This window comes from Citrobacter sp. RHB35-C21, assembly GCF_013816515.1.
GTDB lineage: Bacteria > Pseudomonadota > Gammaproteobacteria > Enterobacterales > Enterobacteriaceae > Citrobacter > Citrobacter braakii.
Genome location: NZ_CP057147.1, coordinates 3,006,861 through 3,030,209 on the forward strand (window position 1 = coordinate 3,006,861; position 23,349 = coordinate 3,030,209).

Annotated in this window: 24 protein-coding genes; 13 read left to right on the forward strand and 11 right to left on the reverse strand. The window is 50.3% G+C overall.

What is annotated here, in order from left to right:
* Positions 1–129 precede the first annotated feature (129 nt).
* From sppA to yajD, 5 genes are all read left to right on the forward strand, one after another.
* Positions 130–1,986, forward strand: coding sequence for a signal peptide peptidase SppA (gene sppA / locus HVZ39_RS14675; RefSeq protein ID WP_016156312.1), 1,857 nt, complete (start codon positions 130–132; stop codon positions 1,984–1,986).
* 55 nt (positions 1,987–2,041) lie between these two features.
* On the forward strand, positions 2,042–3,058 hold the full coding sequence (gene ansA / locus HVZ39_RS14680; RefSeq protein ID WP_016156311.1) for an asparaginase: 1,017 nt from the start codon (positions 2,042–2,044) through the stop codon (positions 3,056–3,058).
* A gap of 8 nt (positions 3,059–3,066) precedes the next feature.
* Positions 3,067–3,711, forward strand: a complete 645-nt coding sequence (pncA, locus tag HVZ39_RS14685) for a bifunctional nicotinamidase/pyrazinamidase (RefSeq protein ID WP_094761837.1) — start codon at positions 3,067–3,069, stop codon at positions 3,709–3,711.
* A gap of 260 nt (positions 3,712–3,971) precedes the next feature.
* Complete coding sequence (locus tag HVZ39_RS14690; protein WP_149380975.1) at positions 3,972–5,225, forward strand: glycoside hydrolase family 18 protein; 1,254 nt, start codon at positions 3,972–3,974, stop codon at positions 5,223–5,225.
* 93 nt (positions 5,226–5,318) lie between these two features.
* The gene (yajD, locus tag HVZ39_RS14695; RefSeq protein ID WP_003832478.1) at positions 5,319–5,663 is read left to right on the forward strand and encodes an HNH nuclease YajD; all 345 of its coding nucleotides are present in this window, start codon (positions 5,319–5,321) and stop codon (positions 5,661–5,663) included.
* Positions 5,664–5,707: 44 nt separating this feature from the next.
* On the opposite strand, the gene HVZ39_RS14700 is transcribed toward yajD, so the two are convergent.
* Together HVZ39_RS14700 and msrB are read right to left on the reverse strand one after the other, a co-directional pair.
* Positions 5,708–5,983: a YeaC family protein gene (locus HVZ39_RS14700; protein WP_016152817.1), complete on the reverse strand. Its 276-nt coding sequence runs from the start codon at positions 5,981–5,983 to the stop codon at positions 5,708–5,710.
* A gap of 42 nt (positions 5,984–6,025) precedes the next feature.
* Positions 6,026–6,439 (reverse strand): peptide-methionine (R)-S-oxide reductase MsrB, encoded by a 414-nt coding sequence (gene msrB / locus HVZ39_RS14705; protein ID WP_016152816.1) that lies wholly within the window; start codon positions 6,437–6,439, stop codon positions 6,026–6,028.
* Between the two features lie 341 nt (positions 6,440–6,780).
* Here msrB and gapA point away from each other — a divergent pair, with 341 nt between their 5' ends.
* Both gapA and HVZ39_RS14715 read left to right on the forward strand, forming a co-directional pair.
* Positions 6,781–7,776 carry a glyceraldehyde-3-phosphate dehydrogenase gene (gene gapA / locus HVZ39_RS14710; RefSeq protein ID WP_003030697.1) on the forward strand — a complete coding sequence of 332 codons (996 nt, stop codon included), beginning with the start codon at positions 6,781–6,783 and terminating at the stop codon, positions 7,774–7,776.
* Between the two features lie 199 nt (positions 7,777–7,975).
* Positions 7,976–8,860, forward strand: a complete 885-nt coding sequence (locus tag HVZ39_RS14715) for a D-hexose-6-phosphate mutarotase (protein ID WP_181632612.1) — start codon at positions 7,976–7,978, stop codon at positions 8,858–8,860.
* Positions 8,861–8,955: 95 nt separating this feature from the next.
* Here HVZ39_RS14715 and HVZ39_RS14720 read toward each other — a convergent pair whose 3' ends face one another.
* The 4 genes from HVZ39_RS14720 to HVZ39_RS14735 form a co-directional block, all read right to left on the reverse strand.
* Positions 8,956–9,810 carry an aldo/keto reductase gene (locus HVZ39_RS14720; protein WP_047498916.1) on the reverse strand — a complete coding sequence of 285 codons (855 nt, stop codon included), beginning with the start codon at positions 9,808–9,810 and terminating at the stop codon, positions 8,956–8,958.
* 178 nt (positions 9,811–9,988) lie between these two features.
* Positions 9,989–10,342 (reverse strand): hypothetical protein, encoded by a 354-nt coding sequence (locus HVZ39_RS14725; RefSeq protein ID WP_181632613.1) that lies wholly within the window; start codon positions 10,340–10,342, stop codon positions 9,989–9,991.
* A 10-nt stretch (positions 10,343–10,352) separates the two neighbouring features.
* A complete protein-coding gene (locus HVZ39_RS14730; RefSeq protein WP_181633724.1) occupies positions 10,353–10,595 on the reverse strand; it encodes a hypothetical protein in 243 nt (80 codons plus the stop codon).
* Positions 10,596–11,173: 578 nt separating this feature from the next.
* A complete protein-coding gene (locus tag HVZ39_RS14735) occupies positions 11,174–11,920 on the reverse strand; it encodes a MipA/OmpV family protein (RefSeq protein ID WP_016152811.1) in 747 nt (248 codons plus the stop codon).
* Between the two features lie 434 nt (positions 11,921–12,354).
* On the opposite strand from HVZ39_RS14735, the gene yeaG reads away from it, so the two are divergent.
* On the forward strand, positions 12,355–14,289 hold the full coding sequence (gene yeaG, locus HVZ39_RS14740) for a protein kinase YeaG (RefSeq protein ID WP_016152810.1): 1,935 nt from the start codon (positions 12,355–12,357) through the stop codon (positions 14,287–14,289).
* A gap of 123 nt (positions 14,290–14,412) precedes the next feature.
* Positions 14,413–15,696: a YeaH/YhbH family protein gene (locus HVZ39_RS14745; RefSeq protein WP_016152809.1), complete on the forward strand. Its 1,284-nt coding sequence runs from the start codon at positions 14,413–14,415 to the stop codon at positions 15,694–15,696.
* A gap of 75 nt (positions 15,697–15,771) precedes the next feature.
* On the opposite strand, the gene HVZ39_RS14750 is transcribed toward HVZ39_RS14745, so the two are convergent.
* Genes HVZ39_RS14750 through HVZ39_RS14760 form a run of 3 tightly spaced genes read right to left on the reverse strand, consistent with a single transcriptional unit; the run spans position 15,772 to position 17,640 of the window.
* A complete protein-coding gene (locus tag HVZ39_RS14750) occupies positions 15,772–16,410 on the reverse strand; it encodes a CatB-related O-acetyltransferase (RefSeq protein WP_181632614.1) in 639 nt (212 codons plus the stop codon).
* 35 nt (positions 16,411–16,445) lie between these two features.
* On the reverse strand, positions 16,446–16,856 hold the full coding sequence (locus HVZ39_RS14755; RefSeq protein WP_104652121.1) for a hemerythrin domain-containing protein: 411 nt from the start codon (positions 16,854–16,856) through the stop codon (positions 16,446–16,448).
* 13 nt (positions 16,857–16,869) lie between these two features.
* A complete protein-coding gene (locus HVZ39_RS14760) occupies positions 16,870–17,640 on the reverse strand; it encodes a class I SAM-dependent methyltransferase (RefSeq protein WP_016156303.1) in 771 nt (256 codons plus the stop codon).
* 165 nt (positions 17,641–17,805) lie between these two features.
* Here HVZ39_RS14760 and dgcJ point away from each other — a divergent pair, with 165 nt between their 5' ends.
* The 3 genes from dgcJ (at position 17,806) to HVZ39_RS14775 (ending at position 20,429) form a co-directional block, all read left to right on the forward strand.
* On the forward strand, positions 17,806–19,296 hold the full coding sequence (dgcJ, locus tag HVZ39_RS14765; protein WP_181632615.1) for a diguanylate cyclase DgcJ: 1,491 nt from the start codon (positions 17,806–17,808) through the stop codon (positions 19,294–19,296).
* 44 nt (positions 19,297–19,340) lie between these two features.
* Positions 19,341–19,844, forward strand: coding sequence for a YbaK/prolyl-tRNA synthetase associated domain-containing protein (locus HVZ39_RS14770; RefSeq protein ID WP_016152804.1), 504 nt, complete (start codon positions 19,341–19,343; stop codon positions 19,842–19,844).
* Positions 19,845–19,982: 138 nt separating this feature from the next.
* Positions 19,983–20,429 (forward strand): DUF441 domain-containing protein, encoded by a 447-nt coding sequence (locus HVZ39_RS14775; protein WP_016152803.1) that lies wholly within the window; start codon positions 19,983–19,985, stop codon positions 20,427–20,429.
* Here the strand turns inward: HVZ39_RS14775 and HVZ39_RS14780 are convergent.
* Positions 20,386–21,204, reverse strand: coding sequence for a helix-turn-helix transcriptional regulator (locus HVZ39_RS14780; protein WP_181632616.1), 819 nt, complete (start codon positions 21,202–21,204; stop codon positions 20,386–20,388). The two genes, HVZ39_RS14775 and HVZ39_RS14780, sit on opposite strands and share 44 nt — an antisense overlap.
* 99 nt (positions 21,205–21,303) lie before the next feature.
* On the opposite strand from HVZ39_RS14780, the gene HVZ39_RS14785 reads away from it, so the two are divergent.
* Positions 21,304–22,491 (forward strand): CynX/NimT family MFS transporter, encoded by a 1,188-nt coding sequence (locus HVZ39_RS14785; protein ID WP_046275925.1) that lies wholly within the window; start codon positions 21,304–21,306, stop codon positions 22,489–22,491.
* 37 nt (positions 22,492–22,528) lie between these two features.
* Here the strand turns inward: HVZ39_RS14785 and HVZ39_RS14790 are convergent, their stop codons facing one another.
* A complete protein-coding gene (locus tag HVZ39_RS14790; protein ID WP_103766196.1) occupies positions 22,529–23,236 on the reverse strand; it encodes a CTP synthase in 708 nt (235 codons plus the stop codon).
* Positions 23,237–23,349 lie beyond the last annotated feature (113 nt).

Sequence of the window (23,349 nt, forward strand, 5' to 3'; positions counted from 1 at the left end):
GCGGATTTTGTTACAGCACAGGCGGTGATTCCTGCTGACAAGTGCCTGTCGGGTCATTACGATAGCCTCATCTTATCGCCTTTCTCCGGGATTTCGGGGTGGCGTGTTGTTAATTGGTAGGGAGAATACATGCGAACCCTGTGGCGATTTATTGCCGGATTTTTTAAATGGACATGGCGATTACTCAATTTCGTCCGTGAATTTGTGCTTAACCTGTTCTTCATCTTTTTGGTGCTGGTTGGCGTGGGCATCTGGATGCAGGTCAGCAGCAGCAACACCAGCGAACACGCTGAGCGAGGCGCGTTGCTGCTCGATATCTCTGGGGTGATTGTCGATAAGCCTTCGAGCACCAGTCGTTTAAGCGTTATTGGCCGTCAGCTGTTTGGCGCCAGTTCCGATCGTCTGCAGGAAAACTCCCTGTTCGATATCGTGAATACTATTCGCCAGGCAAAAGATGATCGCAACATCACCGGCATCGTGATGGATCTGAAAAATTTTGCCGGGGCAGACCAGCCTTCCATGCAGTATATCGGCAAAGCACTGCGGGAATTCCGCGACAGCGGTAAACCGGTCTTTGCCGTGGGCGATAACTTCAGCCAGGGGCAGTATTACCTCGCCAGTTTTGCTAACAAAATTTACCTCTCTCCGCAGGGTTCCGTTGATCTGCACGGCTTTGCCACCAACGGTCTGTACTACAAGTCCCTGCTCGATAAGCTGAAAGTTTCCACGCACGTGTTCCGCGTCGGGACCTATAAGTCTGCCGTAGAACCGTTTATCCGCGATGATATGTCTCCTGCCGCGCGTGAAGCCGACAGTCGCTGGATCGGCGAGCTGTGGCAGAACTATCTCGACACGGTCGCCGCCAACCGCCAGATCCCAGCTCAGCAGGTGTTCCCTGGCGCACAGGCGATGCTGGACGGTTTGACGAAGGTCGATGGAGATACGGCGAAATATGCGCTCGACAACAAACTGGTGGATGCACTCGCCTCCAGCGCCGAAGTCGAAAAAATGCTGACCAAACAGTTTGGCTGGAGCAAAGCGGATAAAAACTATCGCGCCGTCAGCTATTACGATTATTCGCTGAAAACGCCGGCGGATACCGGAGACAGCATTGGCGTTATCTTCGCAAACGGCGCGATTATGGACGGTGAAGAAACCCCAGGAAATGTGGGGGGCGACACCACTGCCGCACAAATCCGCGAAGCGCGTCTCGATCCGAAAGTGAAAGCTATTGTTCTGCGCGTGAACAGTCCTGGCGGCAGCGTCAGCGCCTCGGAAGTCATTCGTGCTGAGCTGGCTGCGGCAAAAGCGGCGGGTAAACCGGTTGTCGTGTCTATGGGCGGCATGGCGGCCTCCGGTGGCTACTGGATCTCCACCCCAGCCAGTTACATTGTGGCAAACCCCAGCACGTTAACCGGTTCAATCGGGATCTTTGGTGTGATCAACACCGTAGAAAACAGCCTGGATTCCATTGGTGTACATACCGATGGCGTGGCCACTTCCCCGCTAGCGGATATCTCCATCACCAAAGCGTTACCGCCTGAAGTGCAGCAAATGATGCAATTGAGCATTGAAAATGGCTATAAGCGCTTTATCACGCTGGTCGCGGATGCACGTAAGACAACCCCTGAGCAGATTGACAAAATCGCGCAGGGTCACGTCTGGACCGGTCAGGATGCGAAAGCCAACGGACTGGTAGACAGCCTCGGTGATTTTGACGACGCCATCGCGAAAGCGGCTGAGCTTGCCAAGCTGAAACAGTGGCACATTGCGTATTATCAGGATGAACCGACATTCGTCGATATGGTAATGGACAGCATGTCAGGCTCCGTTCGCGCCATGCTGCCCGAAGCTATTCAGGCCATGCTCCCGGCACCGCTTGCTTCTGCGGCCAGTGCAGTTAAAGCGGAAAGCGATAAGCTGGCCGCGTTTAACGATCCGCAAAACCGATATGCGTTTTGCCTGACCTGCGCCAACGTTCGCTAACAATTGCCCCCTCTTCGGGATGAAGAGGGGTTTTCATTGAGACAGAAGAAAAGTCATGCAAAAGAAATCGATTTACGTTGCCTATACCGGCGGTACCATCGGTATGCAGCGCTCAGAACAGGGTTATATTCCTGTTTCTGGTCATCTCCAGCGTCAACTGGCATTGATGCCTGAATTCCACCGCCCGGAGATGCCAGACTTCACCATCCACGAATACGTCCCGTTGATGGATTCCTCCGACATGACGCCGGAAGACTGGCAGCATATTGCGGAAGACATTAAAGCACACTACGACGATTACGATGGTTTTGTCATTCTGCACGGCACCGACACCATGGCGTTTACGGCTTCAGCGCTCTCTTTTATGTTGGAGAACCTGGGTAAACCGGTAATTGTGACAGGGTCACAAATTCCGCTGGCAGAGCTACGTTCAGACGGGCAAATCAATCTGCTCAATGCGCTGTACGTTGCGGCAAATTACCCGATCAATGAAGTCACCCTGTTTTTCAACAATCGACTGTTTCGCGGCAACCGTACCACTAAAGCGCACGCCGATGGCTTTGACGCCTTTGCCTCACCCAACCTTGCGCCGCTACTGGAAGCTGGGATCCACATCCGTCGACTGGGAACACCGCCAGCACCGCACGGCGCAGGAGAACTGATTGTTCATCCTATTACTCCACAACCGATTGGCGTGGTCACCATTTATCCAGGTATCTCCGCTGATGTGGTGCGTAACTTCCTGCGCCAGCCGGTGAAAGCGTTAATTTTGCGCTCCTACGGCGTGGGCAATGCACCGCAAAATAAAGAGTTTCTGCAAGAACTTGAAGATGCGAGCTCACGTGGCATTGTGGTGGTGAACCTGACCCAGTGTATGTCCGGCAAGGTAAACATGGGTGGCTACGCGACGGGTAATGCCCTCGCCCACGCTGGCGTGATTGGCGGCGCGGATATGACCGTCGAAGCCACGCTCACCAAATTGCATTATTTACTCAGTCAGGGACTGGATGTGCAGAGCATTCGTGAAGCAATGACGCAAAATCTGCGCGGCGAGCTCACCCCCGACGAATAAAGGAGTCTATGCCCATGGCCCGAGCCTTACTGTTGGTCGATTTACAAAATGACTTTTGTGCCGGCGGCGCTCTCGCTGTTCCGCAAGGCGATAGCACAATCGAGATTGCCAACCGTCTGATTGACTGGTGCGCCCTACGCGGCGACACGGTTGTTGCCAGTCTGGACTGGCATCCGGCTAATCACGGTAGTTTTGCCAGCCAGCATCAGGTCGCCCCCTACAGTCAGGGACAACTGGATGGTCTGGCGCAAACGTTCTGGCCCGATCATTGCGTGCAAAACAGCGAAGGGGCGGCCCTGCATCCGCTGCTGAACCAGCGTGCGATAGCGAAAACCTTCACCAAGGGCGAGAACCCGCTGGTCGACAGTTACAGTGCGTTTTTTGATAACGGTCGTCGTCAGGCAACCGCGCTGAACGCCTGGCTGCTCGAACACCGTATTGCTGAGCTTATTATCATGGGTCTGGCTAGCGACTATTGCGTTAAATTCACCGTTCTGGATGCGCTCGATCTTGGTTATACCGTCAGCGTTATTACCGACGGCTGCCGTGGCGTCAATATTCAACCCCAGGACAGTGCAGAGGCGTTTATGGAAATGGCGGCGGCGGGCGCAACGCTGTATACGCTTGATGACTGGCTGGAAACCCAGCGCTAATACTTTAAAACGCCTTATCCGGCCTATTGAATTTGCGCATGTATGCAAATCTGTAGGCCAGAAAAGGGACTTGCGTCAACACTCAGTAATGTTTGCCCCAACCGATACAACCTACCAGAAATGGTTTGCCGCTTCGCCGACATGACGTGAACCTCTTCGCATTTTTCCTGTTATGAAACTGTTAACCTGCAGATGCTGTTTTTTTCGCCACGCCATTTCCGTGGCGTGTTTGCTTGTTTAAATGTCAAAGAGGAACACCGATGAAACTATTGCCTTTGTTGGCAGCATTACCCCTGCTTTGCGCCAGCGTTGTTTCCGCCAGTTCACTGATGTCAGTTGGCTACTTCAATGGTGGCGGCGACGTCACTGCCGGTCCTGGTGGTGACATCAATAAACTGGATGTTCGTCAGATAACCCATCTCAACTATTCGTTTGGCCTTGTCTACAACAACGAAAAAGACGAGACCAATGACGCCTTAAAAGACGCCGGCAAGCTGCATCAGATTTGGCTTTCACCGAAAGTGCAGGATGATTTACTGAAAATTCCACAGCTGCGTAAACAGAATCCGAACCTGAAAGTATTGCTTTCCGTCGGTGGTTGGGGGGCTCGTGGATTCTCCGGCGCGGCAGCAACGAAAGAATCGCGCGCGGTGTTTATTCAGTCTGCTCAGGAGATAATTGCGAAATATGGACTGGATGGCATCGACCTCGACTGGGAATACCCGGTCAACGGCGCCTGGGGACTGGTCGAAAGTCAACCGGCCGACCGAGCTAACTTTACCGCGCTGTTAAAAGAGCTCCGCGCCGCATTGGGGCATAAAAAACTACTGACTATCGCCGTGGGCGCAAATGCGGAAAGCCCGAAAAGCTGGGTGGATGTGAAAGCCATTGCGCCGTCGCTCGACTACATAAACCTGATGACCTATGACATGGCTTACGGTACGCAGTATTTCAACTCGAACCTGTACGATTCGACACAATGGCCGACAGTCGCCGCGGCGGATAAGTACAGCGCTGATTTTGTGGTCAACAACTATCTTGCTGCCGGTCTAAAAGCGAGTCAGATGAACCTGGGCATTGGTTTTTATGGTCGCGTACCGAAACGCGCTGTTGAGCCTGGCATTGACTGGAGCAAACCTGACGCACAGAAAAATCCTGTTACCCAGCCCTATTTCGAGCCCGCGCAAATTGAATTGTTCAAATCACTGGGCGTCGATCTGAGCAAAGATACCTATGTGAAGTACAACGATATCGTGGCGAAATTGATCAACGATCCGCAAAAGCGCTTTAGCCAGCATTGGGATGATGAAGCAAAAGTGCCGTGGCTGTCAGTGCAGTCTGTGGAGGGAAAAGCGCTCTTTGCCCTCTCCTATGAAAACCCGCGCTCGGTAGCGATCAAGGCTGACTACATCAAGAGCAAGGGGCTGGGAGGCGCCATGTTCTGGGAATACGGTGCGGATGACCAAAACCAATTGGCGAAGCAGTTAGCCGATTCGTTAGGCATCAAACACTGATCCCAACGCCTGACACAATAGGTTATGATTATCGCATTCTGCTGCGCCAGCTTTTGGCGCAGCTTTTCATTTTCTACTGGAGGCATGAGCTTTATGGCTTTTATCCCTAAAAATTACGCCCGTCTGGAAGTCGGTTACCGGGAAAAGGCGCTTAAACTCTTCCCCTGGGTCTGCGGACGTTGTTCCCGTGAGTTCGTGTACTCAAATTTGCGCGAATTGACGGTACACCATATCGATCACGATCACTCCAATAACCCGGAAGATGGTAGCAACTGGGAAATGTTGTGCCTGTACTGCCACGATCACGAACATTCCAAATATACGGAAGCGGACCAGTATGGTTCAACGGTGGTTGCAGGCGAAGATGCGCAGAAAGCGGTGGGCGAAGCGAAATATAATCCGTTCGCCGATCTGAAGGCGATGATGAACAAGAAATAACTTCAACTGCGGGCCCGACATAGATGTTTGCCGGGCCTGAGTAATCAGGATTTAAACGTCGCAATGGGTTCGGGAGTAATACCAAACTCCACTTTCAACTGCTGCTTACTCTTCATCACCATCTCACCGTTGGTATCAATCGTCATATGCTGCGCGTCAATATTGTTTCGCGCCTGCCATAACATCACCAGCTGTAAGCAGTTCTCTTTTTGTTCTGCCGTTAGCGCCACGCCATCCGGCCATTTTCCGAGTTCAACGGCAGTTGATAAGCGCTGATAAACTTCCGGCGTCATGCTGTTGATCATCTCATCAAGATTCATGTTAAATCCACTCTCCGTAGAATAATTTGCTGAATCGTTTCTTCAGCCTTTGGTCTGCTCACCGTTTTCACCATCGGTGAAGTTCAAAGAGGCTGAGTTAACGCAGTAACGTTCACCGGTAGGTTGCGGACCATCCGGGAAGACATGCCCCAGGTGCGCATCACAGTTACCACAGCGGATTTCAATGCGCTGCATACCGTGTGAAGTATCTTTAATGTAACGGATAGCCTCTGCGCTGACAGGCTCGTAAAAGCTGGGCCAGCCGCAGCCAGAGTCATATTTTGTCTCGGAACGAAATAGCGGTTTGTCGCAGACCAAACAGTGGTAGATGCCGTCACGCTTGTTGTGCAGCAAACGCCCGGTAAATGGCGGTTCTGTCCCGTGATTCTGCGTCACGTAGAACTGCATTTCGGTTAAATTTTTTTTTAGTTCTTCTGGAGAAGGTTGATTAGCCATTTGCTCACATCTCGCTTTATCTAAACTCACATCGCGAGACAGATTCTAACAAAACATTAACACCAGAGTGCGAACTTTTGTTCTAAACTTGATCCGTGCGAAATGGCAGCCTGCAATTCGTGATCACAATCACGTTTTTATCTTGATTGCCCTTTAAAATTCGGGCCGCCGACCCCATGTGGTTTCAAGCCCAAAGGAAGAGTGAGGCGAGTCAGTTGCGCAAAGCTTAAGCAGCAGATTGATTTGTCGCAATGATTGACACGATTCCGCTTGACGCTGCGTAAGGTTTTTGTAATTTTACAGGCAACCTTTTATTCACTAACAAATAGCTGGTGGAATATATGACTATCAAAGTAGGTATCAACGGTTTTGGCCGTATCGGTCGCATTGTTTTCCGTGCTGCTCAAGAACGCTCTGACATCGAGATCGTTGCAATCAACGACCTGTTAGACGCTGACTACATGGCTTACATGCTGAAATATGACTCCACTCACGGCCGTTTCAACGGTACCGTTGAAGTGAAAGACGGTCATCTGATCGTAAACGGTAAAAAAATCCGTGTTACCGCTGAACGTGATCCGGCTAACCTGAAATGGGACGAAGTTGGTGTTGACGTAGTAGCTGAAGCTACTGGCCTGTTCCTGACAGATGAAACCGCTCGTAAGCACATCACTGCTGGCGCGAAAAAAGTGGTTCTGACTGGTCCGTCCAAAGATAACACTCCGATGTTTGTTAAAGGCGCTAACTTTGACAAATACGAAGGTCAGGACATCGTTTCTAACGCTTCCTGCACCACTAACTGCCTGGCTCCGCTGGCTAAAGTTATCAACGACAACTTCGGCATCATCGAAGGTCTGATGACTACTGTTCACGCGACCACCGCTACTCAGAAAACCGTTGATGGCCCGTCTCACAAAGACTGGCGCGGCGGCCGCGGCGCATCCCAGAACATCATCCCGTCCTCTACCGGTGCTGCTAAAGCTGTAGGTAAAGTACTGCCAGAACTGAACGGCAAACTGACTGGTATGGCGTTCCGCGTTCCTACCCCGAACGTATCTGTTGTTGACCTGACCGTTCGTCTGGAAAAAGCTGCTTCTTACGAAGAAATTAAGAAAGCAATCAAAGCTGCTTCCGAAGGCCCGATGAAAGGCGTTCTGGGTTACACCGAAGACGACGTAGTATCTACCGATTTCAACGGTGAAGTTTGCACTTCCGTGTTCGATGCTAAAGCTGGTATCGCACTGAACGACAACTTCGTGAAACTGGTATCCTGGTACGACAACGAAACCGGCTACTCCAACAAAGTTCTGGATCTGATTGCTCACATCTCCAAATAAGTTGAGATGAAACAGTAATCTGTAAGAGCGACTCAGGTCGCTCTTTTTTTTGCCTGAAGATACCCGTCTTACTTCAAGTTACCGGTGTGTTGGCAATGCTCTCTCACCCGAATCACTTACTTCTGTAAGCTCATCGGGATCGTTCACTTGCCGCCGTCCTGCAACTCGAATTATTTAGGGTAAAAAAAAGGATTGCATAATGATTAATAAAATTTTTGCACTTCCGGTAATCGAACAAATTACCCCGGTCCTCTCCCGCCGCCAGCTTGATGAACTTGAGATTCTTGTGGTCGATCATCCACAGGTTAAAGCATCTTTCGCACTGCAGGGCGCACATCTTCTTTCCTGGAAACCCAACGGCGAAGAGGAAGTCCTGTGGCTAAGTAACAATACCCCGTTTAAAACCGGCGTAGCGCTGCGTGGCGGCGTACCAATTTGCTGGCCGTGGTTTGGTCCGGCTGCTCAGCAGGGCCTGCCTTCTCATGGTTTTGCCCGCAACCTGCCATGGACGCTGAAAGCGCACAATGAAGACGACAATGGCGTGGCGCTAACGTTTGAATTGCAAAGCAGCGCTGAAACGCGTCAGCTATGGCCGCACGAGTTCTGCCTGCTGGCCCGTTTCAAAGTAGGTGCCACCTGTGAAATGGAACTGGAAGCCCACGGTGAATTTGAAACCACCTCTGCGCTGCATACCTATTTCAACGTCGGTGACATTGCGGCAGTAAAAGTCAGTGGACTTGGCGATCGCCTGATCGACAAAGTGAATGATGCTAAAGAAGATGTGCTGGCTGATGGTATCCAGACCTTCCCGGACCGCACCGATCGTGTCTATCTGAATCCGCAAGCGTGCAGCGTTATCCATGATGATGCGCTCAACCGCAATATCGACGTCGTCCATCATCACCATCTGAATGTCGTGGGCTGGAACCCGGGTCCGGCGCTGTCCGTTAGCATGGGCGACATGCCGGATGACGGCTATAAAACCTTTGTTTGCGTAGAGACGGCTTACGCAACCGCGCCGCAGAAAACCCGCGAAGAAAAACCATCACGCCTGGCACAAACTATCCGCGTTGCTAAACGCTAAAATTGTGTCTGTAGCCTGACGGAGCTTACGCCTTATCCGGCCTACCAAACATTGCGCTGGCCGGATAAGAAGCGTGAGCATCGCCATTCGGCAAATCAGGCCATATCCAGCGCCGTTTTACCCTTTGGCGCTGGATATGCCTTATCTAACTGCTTCAGCTCATCAACAGAGAGCGTTATCTCCAGCGCGGCGGCATTTTGTTCGACATGCGCTACGCTTGCCGCTTTCGGAATCGCCATCACGCCCGGCAGACGGATCACCCATGCCAGCAAAATCTGCGCAGCACTAACATTGTGCGCGTGCGCGATGTCGTTCACCACAGAGTGAGAAAGCAAGTCACCGCGCAATCGCCCCGCCTGAGCCAGCGGACTGTAAGCCATGACCGGCATCTGCTGCTGCTGGCACCACGGCAGTAAATCATATTCAATACCGCGCGATGCTAAATGATAAAGCACCTGGTTAGTGGCACATTCCCGCCCACCCGTGACTTGCCATAACGCCTGCATGTCATCGTAATCGAGATTAGAGACGCCCCAGCGGCGGATTTTCCCCTGCGCAATGAGTGCTTCCATGGCATCAACGGTCTCAGCAAATGAAAAACTGCCCGTCCAGTGGAGCAAATAGAGATCCAGATAATCGGTTTTTAGTCGACGCAGGCTCGCTTCACAGGCGGCAATGGCTTTCTGACCACCGGCATTCCAGGGATATACTTTCGAGACTAAAAAAGCGCTATCACGACGCCCGGTTAATGCTTCACCCACTACCTCTTCCGCTGCACCATCTGCATACATTTCGGCGGTATCGATCAACCGCAGACCGAGATCCAGACCAGCCCGCAGCGCTGAAACCTCTTCCCGACGTCGGCCAGGATCCTCGCCCATGTACCATGTTCCCTGCCCAATAGCAGGCAGCGATACCTGCTTTGTAAACATCACCTGTTTCGCTGTCATCGCACCCTCCTGTGTTAATGCACCACAGTAAAGCAAAACAACTGGCATGTGTCCTGTTAGGGTGCACAAATTGCACCCTCTAAGATTGGAAGTTGACCGCTATGGCAACGGCAATAAAAAACCCGGGAACAAACAATGCTCCCGGGCCGAATGACAGAACATCTTAACTGCACTGCGGTTATTTTAAGCGACCTAAATATTTCCCCTCTTTCATCGCGTTAATTTTCCCGTTTTTATAGACAATGACGGAAATCAAGCCCGCGCTATAAGACTGAGCGTCTGCATTGTTCTCATCATTTGCCGCCGCTTTGCCATTAATATAAGCAATACCATCAGCGCCACGTTTAAAGTCTACGCCCAGTTTATTCACATGCACGGGTGTGATTTTACTGGCGTGCACCGGAGCATTAACATCGCTGACCATCGTTTTATGTTCATGCTGTAACTGCTGACGGTAAGCCTCGCTGATGGCATAGGCTGGTGCAGCCGCAGATGTTGCGACCAGTACAGCGATAATTATTAATTTCTTCATAAGTTACACCTTAATAATTATTGTGTTTGTGGTGATGACTGGAATTAGTATCATTTAAGTTATATACGTTTTGCGCGTTCTCCATAGCTTGTTTTTCAGCTACGGCATTGATTGTCGCCTGACGGTTTTGCTCAGCGATATAGCAGGCATCGCGGCTCACGCCCTTGCTTTCGCAAGCACTCATGCGTGAAGCCTCGGTGGAACATCCCGTCAGAATCCCACCCATCACTGCTATCATGATTAACTTTTTCATTATCTCTACCAAGTTTATTCGCAAGAAAACCACATGACATTTAATATCTGAGCCATGCAGCGTTACTGTCTTTACTTATTAAGTTGGAGTAATATCTGCAATCGCTTATTTAATGTCAATTTTAATTTTTTCAGATAAATACCTAAAAGATGTAAAATAAAAATTAACTTAATGATTTTATTTTTTTCAAATGAAAGTTAACTTTCATCGTCACACAAAAATAATAAAATAGTTATCTTGCTATTTTTAGTGGCGAGAGTTTCACGATAAAATTATACCGTGATTATAAAATAGAATATTATCAATATATTGCGAAACCAGAAATCACTCTCCCAGAACAATGATTCGTGAAACTGTACAGATACTCCTCCATTCACAAACGAATAGATTTCAGTCTCATCAAACAACAGGTTTAATTTTGGTAATTGCGGCAGGAAAAATACGTTAACTATTTGTTGCGGCCGATGTAATGCCAAAACAGCACAAAAAATCAAATCACATGTTTTGGATCAATATTCATCTCTGATATGCACAAAAAGCCCGCATCTCTGCGGGCGACTGTTTGACACACAGTGGTATCAGAACTTGTAGGTAACACCCGTTGAAATCAGACCCGTCCAGGATTTGTCCACCATCGGGCTGTCTGTCACTTCATCAGACAGGCGGGTATAACGCGCAGTACCGTATACGCTCCAGTTGCCCAGGAAGTTATAGTTTGCGCTGAGCTCCAGATACGGGTTCCAGGAGCTTTCAGGATCGTAGCTACGCAAGCCGCTACGGGCAGATTCATGGCGTGAAACACCATAATAGTATTCATTCTGGTTTTCACTGTTCCACTCGACACCAATCCCCGGAGTCAACGTCAGACCGCCATTGGTATAGCGGTATAACCACGCCAGATCCCATACAATACCATTGCTGTTATCCAGCGTATCGCCTGCAAGGCTGGTACGCAGGAAACCGTATTGCGTGTTGTGAATGTAAGAAAGGCCAGCCATCATGGTGCTCTTACGTTTATCCAGACTACGCAGACGGTTGTCGTCGCTGTCACCCGGTTTGAAGTACATTGGCGACCAATAGGCCATCACCGACAGCTTATCGGTATCGTCATTCCACAGGTAGTAACCACCGCCCAGACCACGGAACCAGAAGTTATCGCTTTCATAAGTCACAACCGGGACCGGGTAAACGTCACTATCGTAATCTTTGTAAGGGTGCTCAACCACACCAACGCCTGCGCCCAGCGTCAGGTTGCTCTCTGCCTGTGCGACGTTAGCGGAAGTGGCAATAAGCACGCTAAGTGCCAGAAGTTTGAGTTTGGTCACAGTCAATAATTCCTTATTTAAATGTGTAGCGGTCAAAGTTTAACCGTCAATACGCTTCAGCCCAACTATTTTACGGATTCGCCCCAGAATGTAACCCCCTAATTTCTCAGCGAGTGATGACATTTTGCTTGCAGGACAGTGAACACCGCATGAATCCTGCCCCATATATTTACAAAAGATATGCTTTTTTTGCTGATGAGTTATTGATATGCCATTGAAATTCATTTGCGCACACAGGCAAGTTTTGCAAATGCCATCTACGCTTAATTTTAGAAGGTGTATCACCGAATACGTTGATCTCCTGACCACCACAATGGCATGAGAGTTGCTTATTTCTTCAGCAGCGACGTCGTTCAGTTTACCTCTTCAGGGGCCTCTACTATTCATATGAACGGCTCTTAACATGTGCTAAAAAAACGAAAGGACGGCATACCATGAATATATTCGATCACTATCGCCAGCGTTATGAAGCTGCCAAGGACGAAGAGTTCACGCTGCAGGAGTTTCTTACCACTTGTCGGCAAGATCGCAGCGCTTATGCCAATGCGGCAGAGCGGCTATTAATGGCTATTGGTGAGCCTGTCATGGTCGACACTGCCCACGAACCTCGTCTTTCTCGACTCTTTTCGAATCGGGTGATTGCACGATACCCTGCTTTTGAAGAGTTTTATGGCATGGAAGAGGCCATTGAGCAGATTGTTTCTTATTTGAAGCATGCGGCTCAGGGTCTGGAAGAGAAGAAGCAGATTCTGTATCTGCTGGGGCCTGTGGGAGGGGGGAAATCATCTCTTGCTGAGCGGCTGAAGTCGCTGATGCAGCGAGTACCGATTTATGTCCTGAGCGCCAACGGCGAGCGTAGCCCGGTAAACGATCATCCGTTATGCCTGTTTAACCCGCAGGAAGACGCCCAGATCCTGGAAAAAGAGTATGGGATCCCACGTCGTTATCTCGGTACGATCATGTCGCCCTGGGCTGCAAAACGTCTGCATGATTTTGGCGGGGACATTACAAAATTCCGCGTTGTCAAAGTCTGGCCGTCTATTCTGGAGCAGATCGCTATTGCCAAAACGGAGCCTGGTGATGAAAACAACCAGGATATCTCTGCGCTGGTCGGGAAAGTGGATATTCGTAAACTCGAACACCACGCCCAGAACGATCCTGATGCCTACGGTTATTCGGGCGCACTGTGCCGCTCAAACCAGGGGATTATGGAGTTCGTTGAGATGTTTAAAGCACCAATTAAAGTGCTGCATCCTCTGCTGACCGCAACCCAGGAAGGAAACTACAACGGGACAGAAGGTATCTCTGCCCTGCCGTTTAACGGAATTATTCTTGCCCACTCGAACGAGTCCGAATGGGTGACGTTCCGTAATAATAAAAACAATGAGGCGTTCCTTGACCGTGTTTACATCGTCAAAGTGCCTTATTGCCTGCGGATCTCCGAAGAGATCAAAATTTACGAAAAACTGCTTAACCACAGTGAGCTGACCCATGCGCCTTGCGCACCGGGCACGCTGGAAACGCTCTCTCGCTTTACCATTCTTTCTCGCCTGAAAGAGCCTGAGAACTCGAGCATTTACTCGAAGATGCGCGTTTACGATGGGGAAAGCCTGAAAGATACCGATCCAAAAGCGAAGTCCTATCAAGAGTATCGGGATTACGCCGGGGTCGATGAGGGAATGAACGGTCTTTCCACGCGTTTCGCGTTTAAGATCCTCTCACGCGTCTTTAACTTTGACCACGCCGAAGTGGCAGCTAACCCGGTGCATCTGTTCTACGTACTGGAGCAGCAAATCGAGCGCGAACAGTTCCCGCAGGAGCTGGCAGAACGTTACCTTGAGTTCCTGAAAGGCTATCTGATCCCGAAATATGCTGAGTTCATCGGCAAAGAGATCCAGACGGCTTATCTCGAATCCTATTCCGAATATGGACAAAACATTTTCGACCGTTATGTCACTTATGCGGATTTCTGGATTCAGGATCAGGAGTATCGCGACCCGGATACCGGTCAGCTGTTTGACCGCGAGTCGTTGAACTCAGAACTGGAGAAAATTGAGAAACCGGCGGGTATCAGTAACCCCAAAGATTTCCGTAACGAGATCGTCAACTTTGTTCTGCGTGCCAGAGCGAATAACAGCGGTCGCAATCCAAACTGGACCAGTTACGAAAAACTGCGCACGGTCATTGAGAAGAAAATGTTCTCCAATACCGAGGAGCTGCTGCCGGTCATTTCGTTCAACGCCAAAACCTCAACTGACGAGCAGAAAAAACACGACGATTTTGTCGACCGGATGATGGAAAAAGGCTACACGCGTAAGCAGGTACGTTTACTGTGCGAATGGTATTTGCGCGTACGTAAATCGTCTTAAAAAAAGTGCCCGGAGGCGCGTACGCTTGCCGGGCCTACAATACACATCCGTAGGCCGGATATGCTCAGCGCATCCGGCGTTACTGATGTAGCATAAAGTTGGCAAATGCAGTACGGGGGGCTTATGACCTGGTTTATTGACCGGCGTCTTAACGGCAAAAACAAGAGCACGGTAAACCGCCAGCGCTTCTTACGCCGTTATAAATCGCAAATTAAACAGTCGATCTCCGAGGCCATTAACAAGCGTTCGGTGACTGATGTGGATAGCGGCGAATCTGTCTCTATTCCAACTGATGATATTAGCGAACCGATGTTCCATCAGGGGCGTGGCGGCTTGCGCCATCGCGTGCATCCTGGTAACGACCATTTTGTGCAGAACGACCGCATTGAACGCCCGCAGGGCGGCGGCGGTGGTTCAGGAAGCGGACAAGGCCAGGCCAGCCAGGATGGCGAGGGTCAGGATGAATTCGTCTTCCAGATCTCTAAAGATGAATATCTCGATCTGTTGTTCGAAGATTTAGCACTTCCTAACCTGAAGCAGAATCAGCAGCGTCAGTTAACGGAGTACAAAACGCACCGGGCAGGTTTCACCTCTAACGGCGTGCCTGCCAACATCAGCGTGGTGCGCTCCCTGCAAAACTCACTGGCGCGCCGCACAGCGATGACGGCTGGTAAGCGTCGCGAATTGCACGCGCTCGAAGCGGATCTGGAGACCATCGCAAAAAGTGAACCAGCGCAGTTGCTGGAAGAGGAACGGTTACGCAAAGAGATTGCCGAACTACGGGCAAAAATCGAACGCGTGCCGTTTATCGACACCTTTGATTTACGCTACAAGAATTATGAAAAACGGCCCGATCCTTCCAGCCAGGCAGTGATGTTCTGCCTGATGGACGTCTCCGGTTCAATGGATCAGTCGACCAAAGATATGGCCAAGCGTTTTTATATCTTGCTGTATCTGTTCTTGAGTCGGACCTACAAAAACGTGGAAGTGGTTTATATTCGCCACCATACCCAGGCGAAAGAGGTGGATGAGCACGAGTTCTTCTACTCTCAGGAAACCGGGGGAACCATTGTCTCCAGCGCGCTGAAGTTAATGGATGAAGTGGTAAAAGACCGTTACGACCCGGCTCAGTGGAACATCTATGCCGCACAGGCCTCGGACGGTGATAACTGGGCGGATGATTCCCCGTTGTGTCATGAGATTCTGGCGAAAAAACTGCTGCCGATGGTGCGATATTATAGCTATATCGAAATCACCCGCCGCGCGCACCAGACCTTGTGGCGTGAATACGAACATCTGCAATCAACGTTTGAAAACTTTGCGATGCAGCATATCCGCGACCAGGATGATATTTATCCGGTCTTTCGCGAACTGTTTCATAAGCAAAGTACAACCAGCAATAGCTAACCACATACATAAATCAGCCAGAGGTTATCTCCTCTGGTTGATTTTTATGACTTCGCGTTTCGACTACATGTTATGTCATTTAGCATTTTGTCTCAGGCTAGCCACTTCCACTTCGAGCGAGGAAATATCGCCAGAAGACAACAGCGGTTGCATTTTCACGAGCGACTCTTCCGGAAGTTGATACAAATTAAGGGCCAGTATTCGTTCAATATCCCTCACCGGCAGGCGATATTTTATTATTTTTGCCGGATTGCCGCCGACTACCGCATACGGTGGCACATCTTTAGTCACCACCGCACCTGCTGCGACAACAGCGCCTTCCCCGAGCGTAACGCCTGGCATGATCATGGCGCGCATGCCTAACCAGCAACCATCATGCAACACCGTGTCACCCCGAAACTCGTAGGCATCTTTGATCGACGCCATAAAGGGATAAAGACTGATCCAGTCAAGCCGGTGCGTACTATTTCCCCCCATCAGAATAACGCTCTCAGCGCCAATGCAGACGAAATTCCCAATAATCAACTTATCCAAATGCCCAAGCGGTTCCCAGTCCCGGCTGATCTCATCACCGAGTAAATACCGCACCACCGAACGTTCGAATCCATGATCCCAGCAGTCACTGTAATAGCTATGCGTACCCTTAATAACTATATTAGGGTTGGTCACTGTCTGATGAAGGTACTCCATTCTCGACCAGTGTTTTTCTGACACTTCGCCATCCTTTTATCATTGTGTTTTAAAACACCCTACATCCTTTCCACCAGCGGATAGAAGTCTTTATTTTCTTTTTGCATACGCACATACACTTTGCGTAGAACATTGTTGGCATCACGTCTGAATGCCTCATCATTACCTTTTAATTTACTGGCAATATTCCAGCGCCGAGAGAAAACTTCATATTCGCTGACGATATCCGTCATTTCACGTTGAAATTTTGAGCTAACCTGTCTGAGCGTACTATTTCCATCCTGCTCAATATGTGGATAAAGGAACTGATCTTCAGCAGACAAATGTGTTTTTATAATGGCACTCATGCTAACGATCGCAGTTGCAATTTCCTGGGCATTGGATGATACGCCTGCATGGCTCAACGTACGTAGAAATGATATTTTTTCCAGAATTTCAACATGCTGATTTTTCATTTTATCAATATTCATCCGTTTATCCTTTTTATTTTCCCTTTACGGAGCAGCAGGCAATGTAGTTTAGCTGGTGACGTTGCGAACGGAAGAAGCGAAACATTTTCAGGAACCGGCGACGATTTTCGCGTGTGCGTAAGCCGTTAAACACAATTTTAACCGCCCCAGTCAGCCCTTCATCACGAATTAATCCTCGCGGCGACATCAGCGACATATCGCCATTCTGCTGCAAGACCTGTGCAAACCCACCGTTCAGAAATAAATCGCGCCAGCCTTGTCTGGTCATCGGGCTAACGTTTGATTTCACTACCTCTACAAGCTGGCCCTGCTCGCCCGCGCCCAGTTTTTGTGCGGTGAACATAATGTCGTGAGTTAACAGACGCCCGCCGGGCTTCAATACGCGATAATACTCGGCAATTAACTTCGCCTTCGCTTTATCGGCATACATTGTCAGCATGGCTTCGTTGATCACAACGTCGAAACTGTTATCCGCAAATGGAAGGGTGTTAGCGTTAGCTGCCATAACGTGAATGTGATTTTCCAGACCATTTGCCGCCACGTTATTTCTGGCATTTGCCAGTGCGGTTTTATCCATATCAATGGCGTATACCGTACAACCAAAACGTTGAACTAACTCTATCGCCGTCGTGGCCATGTTACACGCCACTTCCAGCACCTGGCTGTCGGGCGTCAGCTGTGACTGGCTGAACAACCACTCTGTTGCTTCAACGCCCCCCGGACGCAGACGGGTTTTGCCCAGGCTGGCTAAGAACGTATGGCCCGCTTTATCAGTCGCGCTCATCTGCTTGTCTCCTTTCTTATAAGTTGCATTATAAATACAACAATAAGAGTTAAAGGTGAAGCACGCGAATGATTTTTATTACAAAATGCCCTTCCCAGTAGCGTTAGAGCGGATGTATGCCGTGTGATAGACTGAAGTATCAGACTTACAGGGCTGTACATCATTATGCAATTGCATCATAAAGCGCTCAGGCTCTTTATCTCCGTCAGCGTAGTTGTTTTGACATTTTCTTTTTTGGTTTATGAGCTCATTGCCAGCGATAAAGCAATGAATGCGTACATGCGCTATATCAATGAGAAAGCCGACTCATCGTTTCTCTATGATAAGTATACTAATCAAAGTATTGCAGCCCATCTGATGCGCACATTTTCATCCCCCCAGGTACCCGCTTCTATCGAGCAACAAAAAGCACTTTGCAACGCTTTCAACAGCGTTAACGGCACTCATGGGCTCAACCTCACCCAGCATAACTACCTACCATTACACGGTACGTTGCAAACCCCCACCACAAAATGTAGCGAGAAACTTGAAGACGTATTTCTACTGCCCTCTTTTGACCGGGCGGTAAACGTTAATCGTGAGCAGAAAGATTACGGTCATGGTTTAGGTATGCAGGAGTATAAATTTCGATATTACGTCGATCTCAAAAATAACTACGTCTATTTCTTTGATCTGGTCGATTCGCGGAAATTTGCGATACACAACTGGTCGTTTTTGCAAAAAGGAAACCTGGGTATCAACCAGAATGATATTGACGGTATTTTCACTGGCCGCACGGTAATCTCCCGTATTTATGAAGATAACCTGACCGAGAAAAAAGTGATGAGCTTTTTAACACCGGTCTACTATGCCGGTAAGTTAAAAGGCGTGGTGATGGTGGATATTAACAAAGAGAATTTAAAGAATATTTTCTATACCAGCGACCGCCCTCTCGTCTGGCGCTATCTTAACGTGACGCTTTCGGACATCAACTCAGGTAAAGAGATACTCGTTCACCAAAGTGAGAACAATCTGTTTAGCTATGTTCACTACCAGGAGGACATGCCCGGCGGTATACGCATCACCTTATCGCTTGATTTTATGTACTTTATTGTCTCCTCCTGGAAAGTATTCGCCTTCTATCTGCTAGCGACAATACTGTTGCTGAATATGGTCAGAACGCATTTTCGGCTGTATCACAACGTCACGCGTGAAAATATCAGTGACGCGATGACCGGGCTCTACAACCGCAAAATTTTAACGCCGACGCTCGAACAGCGTTTACAGCAGTTAGTAAACGCGGGCACCCTCGTGACCTTTATCGCCATTGATTGCGATAAACTAAAAGTCATTAATGATACGCTGGGGCATAAGGAAGGCGATCGCATTATCACCATTCTGGCTAGAGCCATTCAAACCTCGATTCGCAAAAACGACTATGCCATCCGCCTCGGTGGGGATGAGTTTTGCATTATCCTCATCGATTACCCCGCTGAATTAACGCCACGTCTGCTGGAGAGGATTCGCTATAACTTACAAATTATTGCGCAAGATAGAGCAATCAGCTTCTCCGCAGGGATTTATAATATGCAGCCAAACGACACCATTGATGATGCCTACAAAGCATCCGATGCACAGCTCTACCTGAACAAACAGAAAAAACGCGCGGATGCGTAATCATTTTTCTGACAGGATTTTCATTGTTGTACCAGGAGTAAGTCATGACGGAAGTGAACAAAGGTAACGCAACGCATCAGCGTTTAATTTCGCTGTTGTCAGAACAAGGCGCGACGTATCGCGTGGTAAGCCATGAAGCGGTCGGCAAATGTGAAGCGGTTTCTGAAATTCGCGGTACCGCACTGGGCCAGGGAGCAAAAGCGCTGGTTTGTAAGGTCAAAGGCAACGGCGTTAATCAGCATGTCCTGGCGATTCTTTCTGCCGACCAGCAGGCCGACCTGAGCCTGTTAGCCAGTCATATCGGCGGGTTAAGAGCATCACTTGCCAGCCCGGCGGAAGTCGATGCGCTGACAGGCTGCGTATTCGGCGCTATTCCACCGTTTAGCTTCCATCCAAATCTTAAGCTGGTCGCCGATCCGCTATTGTTTGAGCGTTTTAACGAAATTGCGTTCAATGCCGGAGTGCTGGAAAAATCCGTGATCATGGATACCGCAGATTACCTGCGTATCGCGCAACCGGAATTACTCCCGTTCCGCCGCGTACAATAGCCGCCCGAGTCAGGTGTAAAAAACGTAGCATCGTGCATTAGCCCAAAAAAAATCATAATCATTAAAAAAAGCCTGTTCCGTCACGCATTTACGCGTACAGTAAGCAGGCTTATTTTTTCTTTTGGCAAGGAAACTACGATGTTTGATGTCACTCTGCTGATCCTGCTCGGACTGGCAGCTCTGGGCTTTGTCAGCCACAACACCACTGTCGCTGTTTCAATTCTGGTGCTGATCATTGTTCGTGTTACCCCTCTGAATACTTTCTTTCCATGGATAGAAAAACAGGGCCTGACCGTCGGGATTATAATTCTAACCATTGGCGTCATGGCGCCGATCGCCAGCGGAACGCTCCCCCCCTCCACGCTCATCCACTCCTTTGTGAACTGGAAATCACTGGTCGCTATTGCCATCGGGGTATTCGTCTCCTGGCTTGGCGGGCGCGGTGTCACGCTCATGGGTAGCCAGCCTCAGCTTGTGGCCGGTTTACTGGTGGGTACGGTACTGGGCGTGGCGCTATTTCGCGGTGTGCCGGTGGGACCGCTCATTGCGGCAGGTCTGGTGTCATTGATTGTTGGGAAGCAGTAGCCAGTCCAGCCAGATAACGGCCTGGCGTCTGTCCCAGGCCTTTTTTGAACATGGTGATAAATGCCGTGGTCGAATCGTAACCGAGCATTTGCGCAACCTGTTGCACGTTATGGCCATCTATCAGCGCCTGCAGCGCCAGAATTAATTGAAGCTGGTGACGCCAGCGGCGAAAACTCAACCCCGTTTCTTTAACGACCAGACGGGCGAGGTTCCGCTCACTCATCGCAAATACGCTGGCCCACTGTCCCAGCGTCTGCCACTGCGCGGGCTCCCGCGCCATCGTCGCGACCATTCTGCGGATTTTCGGGTGATCGGAAACCGGCAACTGCATTTGCTCCTGCGGCTGCTGCGGGAGTTCATCAAATAGCACTTGCGTCAGCCGCTGGGTAGACGGCTCCAGCCGTTGATCATCCGTTTTGGACGCCAGCGCCAGAATGAGCTCCCGACATAATGGGGCGATTTTCAGGGTGCAGCAGCGTTCAGGCATCACGACTGCCTGCGGCTCAATAAACAAAAAGCACAGTTGCGCCCCAACGGTAACGTGGTTGCTGTGTGGAATTGCACCGGGGATCCATACCGCATATTGTGGAGGCACCATCCACATAGCATTTTCAACCTCACAGGTGATCGCGCCATGCAAGGCCAGAATCAACTGCCCCTTACGGTGCTGATGCAGCGGACTGAAGAGTTCATCTTCCCGGGCCTGTATACAAAACGCCACCGCCGCATCGTGGTAAAGGTCGGGCTCATACCCATCCAGCCTCAGTCCTAACATAAAAATGTCCGTTTTTAGCGATAAACTGTCATTTTAGCTTGATTCATCCATTGAGTAAAAACGCTAAAGTATCGCCTCGCCTGACGATATGAGAAAAAAATGACAAATATGCCTTCCTCCCGCGGCAAAAACGCAGCCTGGCTGATCGCGGGGATCCTGATGATTGCCACCACGCTGCGCGTCACCTTTACCGGAGCCGCCCCGCTGCTGGATGCAATTCGCACCGACTACGGCCTGAGTACCGCCCAGACGGGACTTCTGACCACCCTGCCGCTGCTGGCCTTCGCACTGGTATCGCCTCTGGCCGCCGCCGTTGCACGCCGTTGGGGTATCGAACGCAGCCTGTTTGCCGCAATGCTACTGATTTGCGTAGGTATTGCGATACGTTCGCTGCCCACGCCAGGTTTCCTGTTTAGCGGTACCGCTATCATTGGTTGCGGAATCGCGCTGGGAAATGTGCTGTTACCTGGGCTGATTAAGCGTGATTTTGCTCAGCATGTGGCAAAACTCACTGGCGCATACTCGCTGACTATGGGCGCAGCGGCGGCACTGGGTTCAGCTATTGTGGTTCCGCTGGCGCTGAACGGGTTTGGCTGGCGCGGTGCGCTGATGGTACTGATGGTCTTTCCGCTGCTGGCGCTGATTATCTGGTTACCCCAATGTCGCCAGACAGCCAATGCCAGTTTGAGCAACTCGCGCGCGTTGCATTCCCGCGCGATCTGGCGTTCGAGCCTTGCCTGGCAGGTGACGCTGTTTCTCGGGATCAATTCACTTATCTACTACGTGATCATTGGCTGGCTACCCGCCATTTTAATCAGCCACGGCTACAGCGAAGCGCAGGCCGGTTCGTTGCATGGTTTACTGCAACTGGCAACCGCCGCGCCGGGGTTATTGATCCCTCTCGTCCTGAACAGATTTAAGGATCAGCGCGCCATCGCCGCACTGGTTTCGTTAATGTGCGCCGTCGGCGCAGCGGGATTCGCGGTAATGCCCGGGCAGGCTTTGCTGTGGACCATACTGTTTGGCTTTGGCTCAGGCGCCACAATGATCCTTGGTTTGACCTTTATTGGCCTGCGCGCAAGCTCAGCGCATCAGGCCGCGGCCCTGTCCGGCATGGCACAATCCGTCGGGTATTTACTGGCTGCCTGTGGGCCACCGCTGATGGGTAAGATTCACGACCTCAATGGTAGCTGGCTGATTCCATTAGCTGGGGTCGCCGTGTTAGCGATACTGATGGCAGTGTTTGGTCTGTGCGCAGGGCGTAATCGGGAGATCGCAAGCGCATAATGCAGCGGGCAGGTTTGGATACAACCTGCCCGTTTTTTTATCCTCGCGCAGCGCGCAGCATTGCCTGAACTAACGGCACGGGTTTTCCCGCCAGCGCTCCACGTTCATGCTGAAAGAGTGTGCCGACAAAAAAAGGATGCGTCACCAGCTCAACGGCACGGATATCACCAGCCTCATCCCAGCCAGTCACACGAAGATCACCGCTCTCAAGCTCGGCGGCAAAATCTTCCGATACGCCATAGTTGCAGTGATACCCCTCGGAGATAACACCCCGTCCGTAGGCTTTGGCAATCAGCGTATTGGCCCTCAGTTCAATATCATCCGTTTTTTCTACCAGCGAGCAGGTCAACGGTGCGATGACCATCCGCCCCGTGGTATCCGTTTCCGCATGGGCAGCATCACTCCAGCCCAGCACGTTGCGGGCATACTCCAGAATCGCATGTTGAAAACCGCCACAGGTCCCGAGGAATGGGATGCTGTTTTCACGCGCGTAGCGTATCGCGATCAGTGCGCCTTCCAGGTGCCGATATGGACTGCCAGGAACGACCCAAATAGCATCATAGCCAATCAGATCTTCACTGCTGCTAATATCAGAGGTGGTTAGCCAGTCATAATCAGCCACTAATTCCAGAACGGCAGCGGCATCATCGATAGCAAGAGGAATGGCCTGATGCGCCACAATATCAGGGCTGTAATCACCCACCAGCGCAATGCGAAGCGTATCTTTAAACGGGGAAATTTCCATTAAGCTTTCCTTATGTCCAGACAATGAGGGACAATATAAGGAGCCTCAGCCTACCGATTTTTTGTTGGTATCACAATCCCTTAAATTGGGAGTCAGGACGGGCAGAATGTTAC